Annotated in this window: 19 protein-coding genes and 1 riboswitch; of the genes, 12 read left to right on the top strand and 7 right to left on the bottom strand. The window is 35.9% G+C overall.

The annotated features are described in order from the left end of the window. The 3 genes from A33S_RS11605 to graF form a co-directional block, all read right to left on the bottom strand. Positions 1-1,331, bottom strand: a 1,331-nt coding sequence (locus tag A33S_RS11605) for an ABC transporter ATP-binding protein (RefSeq protein WP_017176607.1), incomplete at its 3' end; no start/stop codon positions are given. Between the two features lie 12 nt (positions 1,332-1,343). Next, complete coding sequence (locus A33S_RS0104525; protein ID WP_017176606.1) at positions 1,344-1,919, bottom strand: ECF transporter S component; 576 nt, start codon at positions 1,917-1,919, stop codon at positions 1,344-1,346. Positions 1,920-1,989: 70 nt separating this feature from the next. After that, positions 1,990-2,089, bottom strand: a riboswitch (TPP riboswitch). 161 nt (positions 2,090-2,250) lie between these two features. Next, positions 2,251-2,379, bottom strand: coding sequence for a glycopeptide resistance-associated protein GraF (graF, locus tag A33S_RS12470; RefSeq protein ID WP_017176605.1), 129 nt, complete (start codon positions 2,377-2,379; stop codon positions 2,251-2,253). Between the two features lie 146 nt (positions 2,380-2,525). Here graF and auxA point away from each other — a divergent pair, with 146 nt between their 5' ends. The 5 genes from auxA to ptsP all read left to right on the top strand — a co-directional run bounded on the left by auxA (position 2,526) and on the right by ptsP (position 8,266). Beyond that, positions 2,526-3,821, top strand: a complete 1,296-nt coding sequence (gene auxA, locus A33S_RS0104515) for a lipoteichoic acid stability factor AuxA (protein WP_009383665.1) — start codon at positions 2,526-2,528, stop codon at positions 3,819-3,821. Positions 3,822-4,358: 537 nt separating this feature from the next. Then, the gene (locus A33S_RS0104510) at positions 4,359-5,531 is read left to right on the top strand and encodes a class I SAM-dependent rRNA methyltransferase (RefSeq protein ID WP_009383664.1); all 1,173 of its coding nucleotides are present in this window, start codon (positions 4,359-4,361) and stop codon (positions 5,529-5,531) included. A 63-nt stretch (positions 5,532-5,594) separates the two neighbouring features. Next, on the top strand, positions 5,595-6,128 hold the full coding sequence (locus A33S_RS0104505) for a DUF697 domain-containing protein (RefSeq protein WP_009383662.1): 534 nt from the start codon (positions 5,595-5,597) through the stop codon (positions 6,126-6,128). 153 nt (positions 6,129-6,281) lie between these two features. Continuing rightward, entirely contained in the window at positions 6,282-6,548 is a 267-nt protein-coding gene (locus tag A33S_RS0104500; RefSeq protein WP_009383660.1) for a phosphocarrier protein HPr, read from the top strand. After that, positions 6,548-8,266 carry a phosphoenolpyruvate--protein phosphotransferase gene (gene ptsP, locus A33S_RS0104495; protein ID WP_009383659.1) on the top strand — a complete coding sequence of 573 codons (1,719 nt, stop codon included), beginning with the start codon at positions 6,548-6,550 and terminating at the stop codon, positions 8,264-8,266. The genes A33S_RS0104500 and ptsP overlap by 1 nt, the downstream gene beginning before the upstream one ends. Before the next feature lie 142 nt (positions 8,267-8,408). On the opposite strand, the gene A33S_RS0104490 is transcribed toward ptsP, so the two are convergent. Continuing rightward, a complete protein-coding gene (locus A33S_RS0104490; protein ID WP_009383658.1) occupies positions 8,409-8,639 on the bottom strand; it encodes a glutaredoxin family protein in 231 nt (76 codons plus the stop codon). Positions 8,640-8,831: 192 nt separating this feature from the next. Between A33S_RS0104490 and A33S_RS0104485 the strand changes: the two genes are divergently transcribed. After that, positions 8,832-9,503, top strand: coding sequence for a potassium channel family protein (locus tag A33S_RS0104485; protein WP_009383657.1), 672 nt, complete (start codon positions 8,832-8,834; stop codon positions 9,501-9,503). A gap of 254 nt (positions 9,504-9,757) precedes the next feature. On the opposite strand, the gene rnjA is transcribed toward A33S_RS0104485, so the two are convergent. Both rnjA and A33S_RS0104475 read right to left on the bottom strand, forming a co-directional pair. Continuing rightward, complete coding sequence (gene rnjA / locus A33S_RS0104480) at positions 9,758-11,440, bottom strand: ribonuclease J1 (protein ID WP_009383656.1); 1,683 nt, start codon at positions 11,438-11,440, stop codon at positions 9,758-9,760. After that, positions 11,440-11,655 carry a DNA-dependent RNA polymerase subunit epsilon gene (locus A33S_RS0104475; RefSeq protein ID WP_009383655.1) on the bottom strand — a complete coding sequence of 72 codons (216 nt, stop codon included), beginning with the start codon at positions 11,653-11,655 and terminating at the stop codon, positions 11,440-11,442. Before A33S_RS0104475 ends, rnjA begins: the two co-directional genes overlap by 1 nt. A gap of 347 nt (positions 11,656-12,002) precedes the next feature. On the opposite strand from A33S_RS0104475, the gene A33S_RS0104470 reads away from it, so the two are divergent. After that, on the top strand, positions 12,003-12,272 hold the full coding sequence (locus A33S_RS0104470) for a hypothetical protein (protein ID WP_009383654.1): 270 nt from the start codon (positions 12,003-12,005) through the stop codon (positions 12,270-12,272). An 18-nt stretch (positions 12,273-12,290) separates the two neighbouring features. Here the strand turns inward: A33S_RS0104470 and def are convergent, their stop codons facing one another. Continuing rightward, positions 12,291-12,842, bottom strand: coding sequence for a peptide deformylase (gene def, locus A33S_RS0104465; RefSeq protein ID WP_009383653.1), 552 nt, complete (start codon positions 12,840-12,842; stop codon positions 12,291-12,293). 164 nt (positions 12,843-13,006) lie between these two features. On the opposite strand from def, the gene A33S_RS0104460 reads away from it, so the two are divergent. From A33S_RS0104460 to lpdA, 5 genes are all read left to right on the top strand, one after another. Continuing rightward, the gene (locus tag A33S_RS0104460) at positions 13,007-13,639 is read left to right on the top strand and encodes a YkyA family protein (protein ID WP_009383652.1); all 633 of its coding nucleotides are present in this window, start codon (positions 13,007-13,009) and stop codon (positions 13,637-13,639) included. Between the two features lie 169 nt (positions 13,640-13,808). Next, positions 13,809-14,921 carry a pyruvate dehydrogenase (acetyl-transferring) E1 component subunit alpha gene (gene pdhA / locus A33S_RS0104455; RefSeq protein ID WP_009383651.1) on the top strand — a complete coding sequence of 371 codons (1,113 nt, stop codon included), beginning with the start codon at positions 13,809-13,811 and terminating at the stop codon, positions 14,919-14,921. Between the two features lie 3 nt (positions 14,922-14,924). After that, positions 14,925-15,902 carry an alpha-ketoacid dehydrogenase subunit beta gene (locus A33S_RS0104450; protein WP_009383649.1) on the top strand — a complete coding sequence of 326 codons (978 nt, stop codon included), beginning with the start codon at positions 14,925-14,927 and terminating at the stop codon, positions 15,900-15,902. Between the two features lie 131 nt (positions 15,903-16,033). Continuing rightward, entirely contained in the window at positions 16,034-17,314 is a 1,281-nt protein-coding gene (locus A33S_RS0104445; protein ID WP_017176604.1) for a dihydrolipoamide acetyltransferase family protein, read from the top strand. 3 nt (positions 17,315-17,317) lie between these two features. Further along, positions 17,318-18,724: a dihydrolipoyl dehydrogenase gene (lpdA, locus tag A33S_RS0104440; RefSeq protein WP_009383646.1), complete on the top strand. Its 1,407-nt coding sequence runs from the start codon at positions 17,318-17,320 to the stop codon at positions 18,722-18,724. Positions 18,725-18,804 lie beyond the last annotated feature (80 nt).

The following is an 18,804-nucleotide window of genomic DNA, read 5'->3' as shown; positions in this document are numbered from 1 at the left end:
TCAATAATATGCGGGTCATGCGTAATCATCATAATCGTTTGGCCATTTTCAACGCGAGACTGGAATAAATCAATCAGTTGAAATGTATTATGACTATCAAGTCCGAACGTTGGTTCATCCAGCAAGATAATATCCGCATTCGTACTTAAAGCAGTAGCCACACTTAAACGTCGCTTTTGACCCATTGAAAGTTCGAAAGGGTGTTGTGATTCAACATGTTGTAAACGTAGTAATTGGATCATTTCCTTGGTTTTTTCATGGGCTTTTTCAGGATTTTGATATTGAAAGTTAATATAAATCTCCTTATAAACACTATTTTGAATAAATTGCAGTTCAGGATTCTGATAAACGAGATAGATATTTTTCGCCGCATCACGCACTTTACGCAGCGTTTTACCGTGGTAAGTCATCTTCCCTTTATACGGAATCAATTGCATCATCGACTCAAACAATGTCGTCTTACCCGAACCATTAGGGCCAGTTAATGTAATCCAATCACCAAGTCCGATCTGTAAATCGTCAACTTGGTACAAAGCCTTTTTGCCTCGTTTTACCGCTCCTTTTTGAAAATGAAAATAAGTATCTTGACGCGAAAGTGCATTTAAACGTGGTTCTGGCGCATTAGCCCATGCTTTAGGGTGCCACACCCCATATTCACTTAATAAAGCCTCATGATTCTGAATAATATTCATTGGCGTATCATCTTTTATGATTTCACCATTTTCATTCATCAAAATAACTCGGTCTACGTGTTGCCAAATGTGTTCAACCTTATGTTCAACAATTAACACGGTTTTATCGTGCCATAACTCTATAATTTGAGACCAAAGTTGTTCAGTTGCATTGATATCTAACATTGCAGTTGGTTCATCAAAGAACCATGTATTCGCATTCTGTAAAAGGGCGCCAACAATCGCAAGCTTTTGTTTCATACCACCACTTAGTTGGTTGATATTCGTCTTTTCGTCGACATCTAAGTTAACAGATTGTAGCGCTTCTTGAATACGTGGTTTCATTTCAGCTTTGGGTACGCGCTGATTTTCCAAAATAAAAGCCAATTCCTCATACACTTTAGGCATACAGAATTGACTATCTGGATCTTGAAATATTACTGCACTATCTTTATCTTGAATCAATTCATCATACTTCAAAGGAAGTTCAATTAATTCAGGCACAATGCCACTTAATAGATTAAGTAAAGTACTTTTACCTGATCCCGAAGGACCAAGCAAAAGTACTTTCTCTTTATCTTTAATTTCAACATTAAGGCCATCAAATATTTTGTAAGAACCACTAGGGTATTTTAATCTTAAATTTGATGCTTTTAGCATAATGCATTCTCCTTAAAGTGAGTCGTAATCTTTTTGTGAAGCAGGGCGGAATAGTTTCGTAACGCCAGTTTCATCAAGTAACTTAACAAGTAACCATGATAATAAACCAGCAACTAAAGCACCACTAATTAAACGGAAACCGATTAATAAAATCCAGTTCCATGATTTAACTTCCGCAAGGTAACCATAGAAGAAAACAACCGGTAAACTTATGAGTGCAGCTGCAACACCAGCTAAGATAGAAACCATAACTGTGCGTGAGCTATATTTGAATAACGCGAATACGATTTCACTCGCTAAACCTTGTAAAAAGGCAACGACTAATGTCGCGATATCAAATTTACCCATTACAATTGTTTCACCTGCACCAGCTGCGAATTCCGCTAGTAAAGCGATACCAGGCTTTGGAATAATGAGATAAGCAACAACGGCAGCCATAAACCATACACCATAAGTTAACTCTTCAATATGTAGCCCAGTTACTTTGCTCACTTCGTATACCATCCACCAAAGATTGTAAATAATAGCAAATATTACAGCGATGATAATCGTAACTAGAATATCAGAAAGCTTTAATCCCTTTTTCATAATTTCCCTCCTATAATAAAAAACGCACACCTTAACTAATTGATAACAATTAAAAGGCATGCTTAGACATAGGTATGTAAGCACACTTTCCTACGCTAGTATCAACTAGATCAGGTTCAAAGGGTTTGAGGACAAGCCTCATCTCAGTTTACACACCCCTAGTGCGTTAATTATGTGATTAATGTAAATGTAATCCGAAAACCAAGTATTGTCAATACTTAATGGCACATAAAACTCTAAATTATAAATAATATGAATGATGCTTTCAAATAATTTAAATTCAATATAAAAAATTCCAGTTTCCTAAAAGTTAGAAACTGGAATCACTTACTTATTCAAATGTATCTTGAATGTCGCCTTCAGTTTTATCGTCGCCTGAAGCGTTCTCTTTATCTTGCTTTAATTCTTCTTCTTTTTCTTTAGCTTTTTCTGCATCTTTCTTAATATCTTTTTCAGACATAATATGCACCTCTTTTATAGTGGGTTATGGGTATATATTTACCGATTTAATTAATGTATAAACATGTTTCATACTTCAGACCGAATTTGTGAATAATTAAAGACAATTGATAAACGTTCATATATAATAACTGTGAGGTGAATAGTATGTCTTTTTTGAAAAAGCATGCCGAAGTAATCTTTAGTTATATCACTGGTGCTTTAGCCATATTATTTAGTCTTATAATTTTTGTTAATGTACCACTTATTCATAAATTAAAAAAAGATCAAAAAGTTGAAATGGACATTGATAATTTATGGGACTTCATTATGGCATTCTTTAGTGAAGTAATTAAAGTATTAAGTCGATTTATAGGTGGATTTCCTATAGTAAGTGGCATTATTATATTATTATTTGGTATCTTACTCGTATTTATTGCGAGAACATTATCTAAAACTACACGTTATGATTATGATATATCTATCTTTTATCTCGTTTTAGGGATTATCTTTTTCTTATTAACAATTATCTTAATGACGCAAGTTTATAGTTTCTTTGCGATTATATTTATTATTCCATTTGTTGTACATATTGGTTATATTGCGTATAAAGATGAGCTCAACCCGAACCATCGAAAGGAACACTACCTTTGGATTATCTTTTCATATGGGATTAGTTATTTCATCACGCAACTTGCTTTATATGCTCGAATCGATGGAAAGGAAATCGCGCCGATTGATGTGTTGAGTATTAATTCGTTCTTCGTCATCTTATGGTTACTTGGCCAAATGGCGATTTGGAACTTCTTATTCCTAAGACGTGCGTTACCCGTGACTGAATCAGAGTTACGAGGTGATGGTTACAACCGCTCTGAAAAGAGAAGCTTTACGACGCAAACTAAAGCGCAAATTAAAGACCTACAACACCGTACGACTGAATTCACGCGTAATACTCGACGCAGTATTGATATTGAAAAGATACGTGCTAAGCGAGATCAATTCGTTCAAAAATGGAATGATATTGTACAACTTGAAGAAGACGATATTCCGAACTGGATGCGTAAACCGAAATGGTTAAAAGCTGCTTACGTTCAAGTATTTTGTGGCTTAATTCTATTATTCTTTACACTAATAGAACTGAATAACCGTAATGGTTTATTTATGTCAGGTGAGTGGAAGTTAACTCAAACACAATACGTTTATGAATGGGTAAGTTTATTTATTCTTTTAATTATTATCGTAATTTATATCATTACAACATTCACAAATTACTTAAAAGATAAATATACGACAATTCAACTCTTTATGATTAGTGTCTTATTCTTTAAGCTCGTAACAGAGTTCTTTGTGATTTTATTCCATGGTTTATTATTATCTATATTCATTACACCGATACTTGTATTAATGTTAATTCCAGTTATTATCGCATTTATTATACAGTTGAAAGATAAAAAACAATTATAAATGATTGCCACAACAATCAATAACAATCCACCAATTATGAGGGACAGGTAAGTTGAAGTCATTAGCTTCAAACCTGTCTCTTTTTTAGTTCTACGTCAAATTCGGTTGGTAATACCGTAGACGAATGATTTGTTTTTCGCTATGCCTTGCTTACTTAGCTTGTTGGATTGCTCAAGCAATCCTCTGTGCAAGGGACCTTCCTGTGGCGTCGCTTTGAGCTAAAGCTTCGCTTGGATCTCCCTTCCTCACAGTGCCACGGGAGTCTTCAAGCAATCATTCTTTAAACCAATGCAATTTGAATTTAAAATAAATATGATTGCTAAAGATACAATTTGATTCCCTAACAGCTGACTCCTAAGGGAGCAGCGTGAGTCTGGAGACTACAGGCTCCAGCCACGCCCTAGGAAAGCATGCTGTTTAGGGAATCAACATAATGTTAACAATTTTATTTGAGCAGGACCTTTTTAATTTCAAAAGACGTTGAACAAGAATCTTGTTAGAATAGAAGTATTGTAACTAAACGAAAGGTTGGTATTCATGAAAACTGCCATTTTAAATAAAGGAAAAGAAACAAAGTATTTGAATCAATACCCATTAATCGATAAAGCAGATATTTTTAAACATGATCAATTGAAAGATGGCGACTTATTTAAACTTTTAACGGACTCAAACCAATATATTGCGACGTGTTATGTTGGCGAGGAACATAAGGGATTAGGTTATGTATTGTCGTACGATGAAGACGAGCCTATCAATCAAGTCTTTTTCGAGAAACGACTTCGAGAAGCCATCGAAGAACGCGATTACTTTTACCAAAAGGAAGGCACAAACGCATTTAGATTGTTCAACAGTGAAGGTGACGGTATTGGTGGCTTAACGATTGATAATTACGACGGTCACTTACTCCTAACTTGGTATTCAAAGGGCGTTTATAAACTGCGTTATCAAATCTTGAAAGCGATTGATGAAGTGCTATCTTATAAATCCATTTATGAAAAGACACGCTTTAAGGATGAGGCGATTCAAAGTGGATACGTTAAAGGTGAAGCGCCAGAGTTTCCAATCGTCATCGAGGAAAACTTTACGTATTATAACGTTCACCTAAACGATGGACCAATGACAGGTATCTTCTTAGATCAAAAAGAAGTCCGTAAAAAGTTACGTGATCAATATTCGGAGAATCGTCACGTATTAAACTTATTTAGTTATACAGGTGCCTTCTCAGTTATTGCAGCTGAAAACGCAGCTTCAACAACAAGTGTGGATTTAGCAAATCGTTCGCGCGCTTTAACCGAAGAAAATTTTGGCCTGAATGCGATAGATCCTAAATCACAATATATTTATGTTATGGATACGTTCGATTTCTATAACTACGCGGCGCGTCATCAACATGTTTATGACACGATCGTCATTGACCCACCAAGTTTTGCGCGTAATAAAAAGAAAACATTCTCAGTGCTTAAAGATTATCCAGCACTTATAGAAGGTGCGTTACCGATTTTAAACGAAGGTGGCACGATGTTGCTATGTACGAACTCTAGTGCTTTTCCATTGAAGCAATTCAAAAAAATGATTAAAGGTACGCTAGATGAATTAGAAATTGACTATCAACTTGATGAGGTAATGGGGCTACCACGTGACTTTAAGACAAATCCGCATTACAAACCATCGAAGTATCTTAAAGCTATCTTCGTGACGCTCTTACATTAAAATCACTAAAACGGGTAAATGTAAGAAAAAATAACGAATATTAAGTAAAGGGGTTATACACATATGTTTAACTTAAAAAATGAAATTACAGATAAAATTGGTAGCGATTTATTAGATATTGAAGAAATTCACGAGAAAGAAATTCTGCCAAGTAACGACCAAGAATTACAAGAAAGAAGAAAACGTGCTAAAGATTTAGTGAATAAAAAAGCAATGCTTTCTTCAGGTGCGACAGTGATTCCAATTCCAGGATTAGACTTTGGTGTTGATATGAAGTTAATGAAAGATATCGTAGAAGACGTGAACAAAATTTACGGTGTTGACCATAAGCACGTTAACTCATTCTCTGATGATGTTAAAGAGCGTATTATGTCAGCTGCAGCGATTCAAGGTAGCCAAGTGATTGGTAAACGTGTATCTGGTGCATTAATTAAATTATTAGTGAAAGACGTTGCTAAACGTACGGCTGTTAAGCAAACACGTTGGTTCCCAATTATCGGTCAAACGATTTCAGCAGGTGTAAGTTACTACTTCATGATGAAACTTGGTAACGACCATATTGAAAAATGTGAGAAAGTAACAAAATCTTTAATGTAAATTAAGAAAATCGACATAAATTCTATGTTATTATGTTGTGTTAACTATAAAACAAATTGAATTTAGAGGTAGATTTTGGTAGAGTTTAGTTATAAATATAAGCTGATATCATCATAATTTCAGTCATTTTAAAAGTGAAGGAGAAAGAACATTATGGAACAAAAATCATATACGATTATCGACGAAACAGGTATTCATGCACGTCCAGCTACAATGCTTGTTCAAACAGCATCTAAATTCGATTCAGACATCCAATTAGAATACAACGAAAAGAAAGTAAACCTTAAATCAATTATGGGTGTTATGAGCTTAGGTGTAGGTAAAGATGCAGATATCACAATTTACGCAGATGGAAGCGATGAGCAAGAAGCAATTGAAGCAATCACTGAAATTTTATCTAAAGAAGGACTTACTGCGTAATGTCTAAAAAGATTTCAGGTATCGCTGCTTCGGAAGGAATTGCGATTGCAAAAGCCTATTTACTTGTAGAACCGGATTTATCTTTCGAAGATAAAGAAGTATTAGATGCTGAATCAGAAATTAAACATTTTCATAATGCTTTAGAACAATCTAAAGTAGAACTAACTAAAATTCGAGATCACGCCGAAGTGAAACTAGGCCGTGACAAAGCACAAATTTTTGATGCACATTTACTTGTATTAGAAGATCCTGAATTAATCCAACCTATTGAAGCTAAGATTAAAGATGAATCTAAATGTGCGATGACTGCTTTAAATGAAATTTCTACGCAGTTTATTCAAATATTTGAATCCATGGACAATGCTTATATGCAAGAACGTGCAGCGGATATTAGAGACGTGTCAAAACGTATACTTGGTCACTTACTTGGTATTTCATTACCAAATCCAAGTATGATTAATGAAGAATCTATTATTATTGCACATGATTTAACACCTTCAGATACAGCACAATTAAACAAAGATTTTGTGTATGGATTTGTTACGAACATCGGTGGCAGAACGTCACATTCAGCAATTATGAGTCGTTCATTAGAAATACCTGCAGTTGTAGGTACGAAATCAATCGTTTCTGAAGTTCAAAACGGCGACATGATTATCATCGATGGTTTAAACGGTGACGTTATTATTAATCCTAGTGATGACGAACTTAAGCACTATCAATCACTACAAGCGGCGCACCTTGAAGAAAAAGCTGCACTTCGTGAACTTAAAGACCAAGATACGAAGTCTAAAGATGGCGTTAAAGTGGAGTTAGCCGCAAACATTGGTACACCTAATGACTTAGAAGGTGTGAAACACAATGGCGCTGAAGGTATTGGTCTATATCGTACAGAATTCTTATATATGGATAACGATACGTTACCAAGTGAGGACGTACAATTTGAAGCGTATAAGAAAGTACTTGAAGAGATGGACGGTAAGCCTGTAGTCGTGAGAACGTTAGATATCGGTGGCGACAAATCTCTACCATATCTCGATTTAGAAGAGGAAATGAATCCTTTCTTAGGTTACCGTGCGATTCGACTATGTTTAGATCAACCAGAAATCTTCAAACCGCAATTACGTGCGCTACTTCGTGCATCAGTTTACGGCAACCTTAAAATTATGTTCCCAATGGTTGCAACTGTACAAGAATTCAGAGACGCGAAAGCGATGTTACTTGCTGAGAAAGAAGATTTAATTCAATCAGGTTACGAGGTTTCAGATGATATTGAACTCGGTATCATGGTTGAGATTCCAGCTACTGCAGCATTAGCTGACGTATTTGCGAAAGAGGTTGACTTCTTTAGTATTGGTACGAACGATCTCATTCAGTACACAATGGCTGCAGATAGAATGTCTGAATCTGTTTCATACCTATACCAACCATACAATCCTTCAATTCTGCGTTTAATCAAACAAGTGATTGACGCGTCTCATCAAGAAGGTAAATGGACGGGTATGTGTGGTGAAATGGCAGGCGATGAAACTGCGATTCCATTATTACTTGGCTTAGGCTTAGATGAGTTCTCTATGAGTGCTTCATCTATTTTGAAAGCTCGAAACTTAATTCAACAGTTAAATCAATCTGATATGAAATCACTTGTTGAAAAGGCCTTAAACGTCGCTACGATGGAAGAGGTCCAATCACTTGTAGCATCATATACGAAGCAATAATTGCATATAATAATTAAGACTCAAAAGAAGCGATGTATAGCATCTACGCCTTTTGAGTCTTTTTAGTGTTTAAATTTGCTTCGTGTATCTAAATGGCTTTTCAAGAAGTAGGGGAAGTCAAATCTTGAAGAAGTAGGGCATGCTACTTCGCATTTACAACTGCTTCTAAGCGTTCCATATCGACTTGATACATAGGTTCCCCGTCAATTAAAATAAATGGTGTTTGAAACGCATCGTATTCGAGAAGTTCGTTACAATATGTCGTTTCCTTGATGTTTCTTTCTGTAAAAGCCACATCGTTATCCTTTAAGTAATTCTTAACAAACGTACATGGTGGACATGAATCCTGTGTATAAATAATAATTTCGCTCATCTTAACCATCCTTTAAAAGTTATCACTTTAAGTATCATATATATTTTAAATCCATATTTCAACAACTTGTATTTATGGTTTGCTTTTATTAATTTCATCGCTTATATTATTAATGATATTATTTGTACAAGACATCGCTTATTTGGATGCATATACATTCAAACGCAATCTAGTTATTCGTGGAGGCTAATTATGGAAAAAGAATATGTAGTGATTGGATTAGGCCGTTTCGGTGGCAGTATCGTTCGCGAATTAAACGTGCTAGATATGGACGTTATGGCCATTGATAGTAGTGAGGCGCGTGTAAATGAGTATAGTGATATTGCGACGCACGCTGTAGTAGCTGATACGACAGATGAAGCGGTTATGAAGAGTCTTGGTATTCGTAACTTTGATCACGTTATTGTAGCAATCGGTGAAAATATTCAAGCAAGTACGCTTACAACATTGATTCTTAAAGAACTTGGTGTGAAGAAAGTTACAGCTAAAGCTCAGAACGATTACCATGCTAAAATTTTAAATAAAATTGGTGCAGATACGGTTGTTCACCCAGAACGTGATATGGGTCGTCGTATCGCACATAATGTTGCTAGTGCCAGTGTGCTTGATTACCTTGAACTTGCCGATGAGCATTCTATTGTAGAGATTAAGGCAACTGAAGAAATGGCTGGTAAATCGATTATTGAACTTGATATTCGTGCACAATTTGGTATTAGTATCATCGCGGTTAAGCGTGGTAAAGATATCATTGTAGCGCCTGACCCTGAAATTAATATTGAACTTGCCGATATTCTAATAATGATTGGTCATGATAATGACATAAACCGTTTTGAAAAGAAAATCGTGCGACCATCTGAACGATAAATATAGAGAAGCTAGGACTAAACTATGAAGTAAGCTATCGTGCTTAATTTCATTCAAGTGTCCTAGTTTTTTTATGCAAAAAAGAGCCTAGGACATAAGTAGTGAAATAGAGCACTTAAGCTTTATTTCATACAATTCTCAAAACAGCTGACTCCTAGGGGAGTAGCATGAGATCGGAGACTATAGGCTCCGGCTATGCCCCAGGAAAGCATGCTGTTTAAGGGAATTGTATGATTATGTCCTAGACCCTTATATTATTTATCTTCATTAACTTTCATAATAACAGGTAAAATCATAGGTTTACGTGCAGTTTGTTCATATAGATATGGTTGTAATGTCTCAATAATTGAAGACTTAATTTGATGCCACTGAATGTTATCGTTTTGGTTTAATTTTGAAATAACTTCAGTTTTAATACGTTTTTGAGCATCAAAAATCAGTTGACCAGATTCTCTCATATAAACGAAACCACGTGAAATAATATCTGGACCTGAAAGTAAGCGATTAGTATTAAAGTCAATGCTTACTACAACAATCACTAAACCTTCTTCAGATAATAACTTACGGTCACGAATAACAACATTACCAATGTCACCGATACCGCTACCATCTACAAGAACATTACCTGATGGAATACGTCCTGCTACGCGAGCTGAATCTTTGGTAAGCGCTAGAACGTCACCGATATCTAAGATGTATACGTTATCTTCGTCTACGCCACAATCCACACCCGTTTGGCCATGGGCTTTTAACATACGATACTCACCATGGATAGGGAAGAAGAATTTCGGTCTAATCAGACGTAACATTAACTGTTGATCGCCTTGTGAACCGTGACCTGATGTATGGATATTAGAAATTTTACTATGGATAACGTCAGCACCAGCACGATATAGAGCGTTAATTGTCTTATTAATACTCTTCGTATTACCAGGGATAGGTGATGAACTGAATACAACCGTATCTTCTGGAATGATCTTAATTTGCTTATGCGTACCATTTGCGATACGTGATAAAGCAGCCATAGGTTCACCTTGAGAACCTGTACATAAAATTAATAATTCGTGTTTCGGAATGCTATTAATTTTATTTGCTTCAACGAACGTTTCAGGTGGCGCTTTAATATAGCCTAAGTCAATACCAATCTTAATGTTGTTCTCCATTGAACGTCCGAAAGTTACAATTTTACGGTTATTTTTAACCGCTGCTTCTACAGCTTGTTGAACACGGTAAATGTTAGAAGCGAACGTCGCAAAGATAATACGTCCTTTACATTTACGGAAGATTTTATCTACGTTCTGACCAACTTCGCGTTCACTTAATGTAAAGTCTGGTACAAGTGAGTTTGTTGAGTCTGATAATAGACATAACACGCCTTCATCACCAAGTTGAGCCATCTTAGACATATTCGCAGGCGCACCAACTGGTGTAAAGTCGAATTTAAAGTCACCTGTATGAACGATTTTACCTTCAGGCGTATCAACAACAACACCATATGCCTCTGGAATACTGTGCGTTGTTAAATAGAATGAAATTTCAAAGTGCTTAGACTTGATAACAGTCTCTTCATCAATTTCATTTAATTCTGTCGTACGTAATAAATGATGTTCTTCTAATTTATTACGAATTAAACCAAGTGCTAATGGACCACTATATATAGGAACATTTATCTTTTTAAGTAGGTAGGGTACACCGCCTATATGGTCTTCGTGTCCATGTGTAATAAATAAACCAACAATCTTATCTTGGTTTTGCTCTAGATACGTGTAATCAGGGATAACGTAGTCGATACCCAGTAAAGCATCATCCGGGAATTTAATACCAGCATCAATGATGACGATTTCATCTTTGTATTCGACTGCATACGTATTTTTCCCAACTTCACCAAGTCCGCCTAAAGCATAGACGCCGACTTCATTTTGTTGTATTTGTTTCATTACTGTTGATTCTCCACTTTAAAGTGATCAGACTTTTTCTCATATTCTAAATGTGCACCCTCAAGTTTTGTGATAAATTCAATGTTATAATTTCTATCTTTTAAATAACGTCTAACTTGTTCTTCTGTTTCACCTTCAACATAAATTGATTGTGTATTTTCACGAACGACAACTTCGTCTCTATTATGTTGATAAAATACTTTAAATACTGCCATCTATATTGTTCCTCCTAATTTGGGTTTATCTCTATCAAAAAAGCCCTAAAATACATAGTAAATTTTGAAAACGAACGTATACATATCATTTCTCAATAAGTATTACTATATACTAGGGTATTAACTATATTTTGATTCCCGTTCATTTTTGAAAAAGCCTTCTATACTTAACTATACTTTTTCATTTGTTTTTATTTTACATTAACTAGAAAAATAAATAAAGCAGTTTAACCCACATGATTGAATTTTATAGCTTGTCTTTTAAAAGGGAAGAAGTGGTATTTTGCAAGAATATGATAAAATATAACTAGTCTACGTATAAATTATTCAGGGTTGGAGTGATTAGTATGCCAAATGTTAAACGTATTGTCGGTGAAATTAAGAAGGAGCAAGCGAGAGAGGATCGCATTTTTAAAAGTCTTGAACTTAATTATCGCAAGAATGAAGTGATTATGTTCTTTAAGTATGATGAAGCGACGCAAAGTGATCGAAGTCATCATTATATTAGACATGATCATGATCCTGAATTTATTGATTTCGAAGATATAGACCTTATAATTGAAGAAATTAAAGCGATGCATATACCTTATGACATTCGACGAGATGAATTTATGTAATGAATAATGCCATTGAAATTAAACTTCAATGGCATCTTTTTGTGGTGTAAGTGGATTTTGTTTATCAATATGGTCGTAGAACATGATACCTTTTAAGTGATCGATTTCGTGTTGTACGACGATCGCTGGATAACCGCGTAATCGTAGTTTAACTTCCTTACCTGAAAGGTCATAACCTTTAACTTTAATTCGATAATTACGGTGAACAAGACCTGGAATATCTTCATCCACGCTTAAACAACCTTCACCAGTTGGTAGGTAACCTTTCTGGACACTATGGCTTACAATTTTAGGGTTAATTAATTGAATATCATGTGTTCTACCATTGCCGTAATCCGGAATGTAAACGACTAGCATTTGTTTAGACACATTGATTTGAGGTGCAGCTAAACCAACACCTGAACGTAAACCATATTTTTTAGCAATCTCTTCATCTTGACTGTTTAAGATGAATTCACGCATTTTAGTAAGCGTTTCTTTATCTTCGTCACTTAAAGGTAATTTAACTTCTTGAGCTTCTTCTCTAAGTGTAGGGTGACCATCCCTAATAATATCTTTCATCGTTAACATGTTGTACACCTTCCTTGATATAAAATATAACAGAAATTGCCTGTAGGTGCTACCTCTAACAGAGTATATGAATTTGTTATAAAGTCGTGCACTTACAAATTGATTTTTAAGTTTAAAATCATGTACGATTAACTTGAAGTCTTAAGGAGGAAGAGCTTTTAAATATGAAATTAAAAAAATTGATTGGAATTGGTCTGATTTCTACATTAGTACTATCAGCATGTGGTAAAGACGACGAAATTATCTCTAAGTATTACGATACATTTAATAAAGAAAGTGATATTGAAAAGGATATTATTGAAGTTAACAAGAAGTTACAAAAACTCGAAAAAGATAAAGTAGAATTAATTAATAAAGTAAACGGGAATAACCAAGAAGAAATCTCTAAAGCAGCTAAGAAAGTTGTCGACAATATCGATAAAAGAGAGAAAAAGATTGATAAAGAAGCTGAGCTCACTGATCGTTATGAAAAGAACATGAGTAAAGCTAGTGATCAAGTTGACGACATTGAAGACAAAGAGGATAAAAAAGAAATAACTGAACTCGACGATGCTTTAAAAGATAAATTTAAAAAGCACGATAAATACGTAAAAGGTTATAAAAAGATCCTTGAAAAAGAAAGAGATTTATTTGAATACATGTCTGAAGGCACTCCGACTCAAGATCAAGTAGATGAGAAAGCTAAAAAAATGCAGGAAGCTAGTAAGGCTATGAAGAAAAAAGTAGAGGATTATTCTAAAGCAAGTAAGAAGGTCTCTAAAGAGTATCAAGATGTGAAAGCGATTGCTGAAGACTAATTTAATACTATAACAGTTTAGATTAAATAACTATAACAGTTTATCAATCTGTTATGTAAATTGGTGTTACAGAAGTTTTTTATTTTTATTTAACAGTATCACAGTTTTGTGTTACACTTATTCAAGAATAATGATTTTCTATATAAAATGGAAAGGTATGGTGAATTGAATGGCACCGAAGTTAAATGCCCAATTCGATGCTGAGAAGGTATTACAAAATACTGAATCTCAATTTGAAATGGTTCAAATACTTGATGTAGATGGTAACGTAGTTAACGAAGACTTACTACCAGATTTATCAGATGAACAATTAGTAGAACTTATGGAGAGAATGGTTTGGACTCGTATTCTTGACCAACGCTCTATCTCATTAAACAGACAAGGACGTTTAGGTTTCTATGCACCTACAGCAGGTCAAGAAGCTTCTCAAATCGCTTCTCAATACGCATTAGAAAAAGAAGACTACATTCTTCCAGGTTACCGTGACGTACCACAATTAATTTGGCACGGTTTACCATTAACTGAAGCGTTCTTATTCTCAAGAGGACACTTCAAAGGTAACCAATTCCCAGAAGGTGTTAATGCATTAAGTCCACAAATCATCATTGGTGCTCAATACGTTCAAACAGCAGGTGTAGCTTTAGGACTTAAGAAACGCGGTAAAAAAGCCGTAGCAATTACTTATACTGGTGATGGCGGTTCATCACAAGGTGACTTCTACGAAGGTGTAAACTTTGCATCAGCTTACAAAGCACCAGCTATCTTTGTAATCCAAAATAATAACTATGCAATTTCAACACCACGTGACAAACAAACTGCAGCTAAAACATTAGCTCAAAAAGGTATCGGTTCTGGTGTTCCAGGTATCCAAGTTGACGGTATGGACGCATTAGCTGTATACCAAGCTACTTTAGAAGCGCGTGAACGTGCTGTAAATGGTGAAGGCCCAACATTAATCGAAACTATGACTTACCGTTATGGTCCACATACAATGGCCGGGGACGACCCAACGAAATACCGTACTTCAGACGAAGATTCAGAATGGGAGAAAAAAGACCCATTAGTACGTTTCAGAAAATATCTTGAAAACAAAAACTTATGGTCTGAAGAAAAAGAAGAAGAAATCATTAAACAAGCTAAAGACGACATTAAGAAGGCAATTAAAGCTGCAGATAACACTGAAAAGCAAACAGTTACTGATTTAATGGAAATCATGTACGAAGATATGCCTTATAACCTCAAAGAGCAATATGAAATTTACAAAGAGAAGGAGTCGAAGTAAGCCATGGCACAAATGACAATGGTTCAAGCGATTAACAATGCGCTTAAAACTGAATTACAAAACGACGAAAATGTTTTATTATTCGGTGAAGACGTAGGTGTTAATGGCGGTGTATTCCGTGTAACTGAAGGCCTACAAAAAGAATTCGGTGAAGATCGTGTATTCGATACACCATTAGCTGAATCAGGTATTGGTGGTCTTGCATTAGGTTTAACAGTTGAAGGTTACCGTCCAGTAATGGAAATCCAATTCTTCGGTTTCGTTTTCGAAGTAATGGACTCTGTTGCAGGTCAAATCGCACGTCATCGTTTCCGTTCAGGTAACTCAAAAGTTGCGCCAGTAACTATCCGTGCGCCATTCGGTGGTGGTGTTCATACACCAGAACTACACGCTGATAACTTAGAAGGTTTAATGGCTCAATCACCTGGTCTTAAAGTTGTAATCCCATCAGGTCCATATGATGCTAAAGGTTTATTAATCGAAAGTATCAGAAGTAACGATCCAATCGTTTACTTAGAGCACATGAAATTATACCGTTCATTCCGTGAAGAAGTACCTGAAGAAGAATATACAATCGAAATCGGTAAAGCTAACGTTAAACGTGAAGGTTCAGACATCACTTTAATTGCATACGGTGCAATGGTACAAGAAGCATTAAAAGCTGCAGAAGACCTTGAAAAAGATGGTTACTCAGCTGAAGTTATCGACTTACGTACAGTTCAACCATTAGATATCGAAACATTAGTTGCTTCAACTGAAAAAACTGGCCGCGTTGTAGTTATTCAAGAAGCTCAACGTCAAGCTGGTGTTGGTGCTCAAGTAGCTGCTGAACTTTCTGAACGTGCTATTCTTTCATTAGAAGCACCAATCGCTCGTGTAGCTGCTGCTGACACAATTTACCCATTCACTCAAGCAGAAGGTGTATGGTTACCAAACAAGAAAGACATCGTAGAGCAAGCTAAGAAAACTTTAGAATTTTAATTCTAAGTTATAGGAAATAAGTAAATATAGAAGATTATTGGTACGCACTTATTGGGCTTTTTCCTGATGAGTGCCGCCAATCTTTAGGTTTCTAACCGCAATTCATAATAATAATTTAGGAGGAAATTACCGTGGCATTTGAATTTAAATTACCAGATATTGGTGAAGGTATCCACGAAGGTGAAATCGTAAAGTGGTTCGTTAAAGCTGGAGACACTATTGAGGAAGACGATGTATTAGCAGAAGTTCAAAACGACAAATCTGTTGTTGAAATTCCATCTCCTGTTTCAGGTACTGTAGAAGAAGTTGTAGTAGACGAAGGTACTGTAGCAGTTGTTGGTGATACTATCGTTAAGATCGATGCTCCTGATGCAGAAGAAATGCAATTCAAAGGTGGTAGCGACGACGAAGAATCATCAGACGACAAAGAAGAATCAAAAGAGGAAGCTAAAGAAGAACAATCAGAAGCTTCAAATGATTCTGAAGAAGATGACAATACACGTGTTAAAGCTATGCCTTCAGTTCGTAAATATGCGCGTGAAAACGACGTAAACATTAAAGCTGTTAAAGGTACAGGTAAAAATGGTAGAATTACTAAAGAAGATGTAGACAATCACCTTAACGGTGGTGGACAAGCATCTGAAGAAACTTCTGCAGATAGCTCATCATCAGAAGCTTCACAAGCACCTGCAGCAAGTGTTGAAGGTGAATACCCAGAAACTACAGAAAAAATCCCAGCTATGCGTAAAGCTATCGCAAAAGCTATGGTTAACTCTAAACACACTGCACCTCACGTTACGTTAATGGACGAAATCGAAGTGTCTGCATTATGGGATCACCGTAAGAAGTTCAAAGAAGTTGCAGCTGAACAAGGTACTAAATTAACATTCTTACCATACGTTGTTAAAGCACTTGTTTCTGCACTTAAGAAATACCCAGCACTTAACACTTCATTCAATGAAGAAGCTGGCGAAGTTGTTCATAAACATTACTGGAACATCGGTATCGCAGCTGACACTGACAGAGGTTTATTAGTACCAGTTGTTAAAAACGCTGATCGTAAATCAATGTTCGCGATTTCAGATGAAATTAACGAACTTGCTGTTAAAGCACGTGACGGTAAATTAACATCTGATGAAATGAAAGGTGCTACTTGTACTATCAGTAACATCGGTTCTGCAGGTGGCCAATGGTTCACACCAGTCATCAACCACCCAGAAGTTGCAATCTTAGGTATTGGTCGTATTGCACAAAAACCTATCGTTAAAGATGGCGAAATCGTTGCAGCACCAGTACTTGCATTATCATTAAGCTTTGACCATAGACAAATTGATGGTGCTACTGGTCAAAACGCTATGAACCACATTAAACGTTTATTAAATAATCCAGAATTATTATTAATGGAGGGGTAAATTATGGTAGTCGGAGATTTTCCAATTGAAACAGATACTATTGTTATCGGTGCAGGTCCAGGAGGTTATGTTGCAGCAATCCGCGCAGCACAACTAGGTCAAAAAGTTACAATCGTAGAAAAAGGTGAACTTGGTGGCGTATGCTTAAACGTTGGTTGTATTCCTTCAAAAGCTTTATTACACGCTTCTCACCGTTACGAAGAAACTAAAAACTCAGAAAACCTTGGTGTTATCGCTGAAAACGTTCAATTAAAATTTGACAAAGTTCAAGAATTCAAACAAGGTGTCGTTCAAAAATTAACTGGCGGCGTTGAAGGTCTTTTAAAAGGTAACAAAGTTGAGATTGTTAAAGGTGAAGCTTATTTCGTAGACAATAACAGCTTACGCGTTATGGACGAAAAAAGTGCTCAAACTTATAACTTCAAAAATGCAATCATCGCAACTGGTTCACGCCCAATCGAAATTCCTAACTTTGAATTCGGTAACCGCGTAATCGATTCAACTGGCGCTTTAAACTTACAAGAAATTCCTGGTAAACTTGTTGTAGTTGGTGGCGGTTACATCGGTTCTGAACTTGGTACTGCATTCGCTAACTTCGGTTCAGAAGTTACAATCTTAGAAGGTGCTAAAGACATCTTAGGCGGCTTCGAAAAACAAATGACGCAACCTGTTAAAAAAGGTATGAAAGAAAAAGGCGTTGAAATCGTTACAGAAGCTATGGCTAAATCAGCTGAAGAAACTGACAACGGCGTTAAAGTTACGTACGAAGTTGGTGGCGAAGAAAAATCAATCGAAGCAGATTACGTATTAGTAACTGTAGGTCGTAAACCTAACACAGACGAATTAGGTCTTGAAGAATTAGGTCTTAAATTCGCTGACCGCGGTTTATTAGAAGTTGATAAACAAAGCCGTACTTCAATCGAAAATATCTTTGCAATTGGTGATATCGTACCTGGTTTACCACTTGCACATAAAGCAAGCTATGAAGGTAAAATCGCTGCTGAAGTAATCTCTGGTGAAAAATCAGAAGTAGATTACATCGGTATGCCAGCTGTATGCTTCACTGAGCCAGAACTTGCTCAAGTTGGTTACACTGAAGCGCAAGCTAAAGAAGAAGGTTTAGACTATAAAGCTTCTAAATTCCCTTACCAAGCTAACGGCCGTGCGTTATCATTAGATGACACAACTGGTTTCGTTAAGTTAATCACACTTAAAGAAGACGATACTTTAGTAGGTGCTCAAGTAGTAGGTACTGGTGCATCAGATCTTATCTCAGAATTAGGTTTAGCTATCGAATCAGGTATGAATGCTGAAGATATCGCATTAACAGTTCATGCTCACCCAACATTAGGTGAAATGACTATGGAAGCTGCTGAAAAAGCAATTGGTCTTCCAATCCACACTATGTAATATCAATTACTTCAATTTATTGAAGCATAGATATATCTTAAGTCCGAGTAAACGTTTTGTTTGCTCGGGCTTTTTTATTT

The sequence above is a fragment of the Staphylococcus massiliensis CCUG 55927 genome (assembly GCF_000298075.1).
Lineage (GTDB): Bacteria > Bacillota > Bacilli > Staphylococcales > Staphylococcaceae > Staphylococcus > Staphylococcus massiliensis.
Note: the sequence above shows the minus strand (reverse complement) of the source record. Positions and strands in the feature narration are given on the sequence as shown.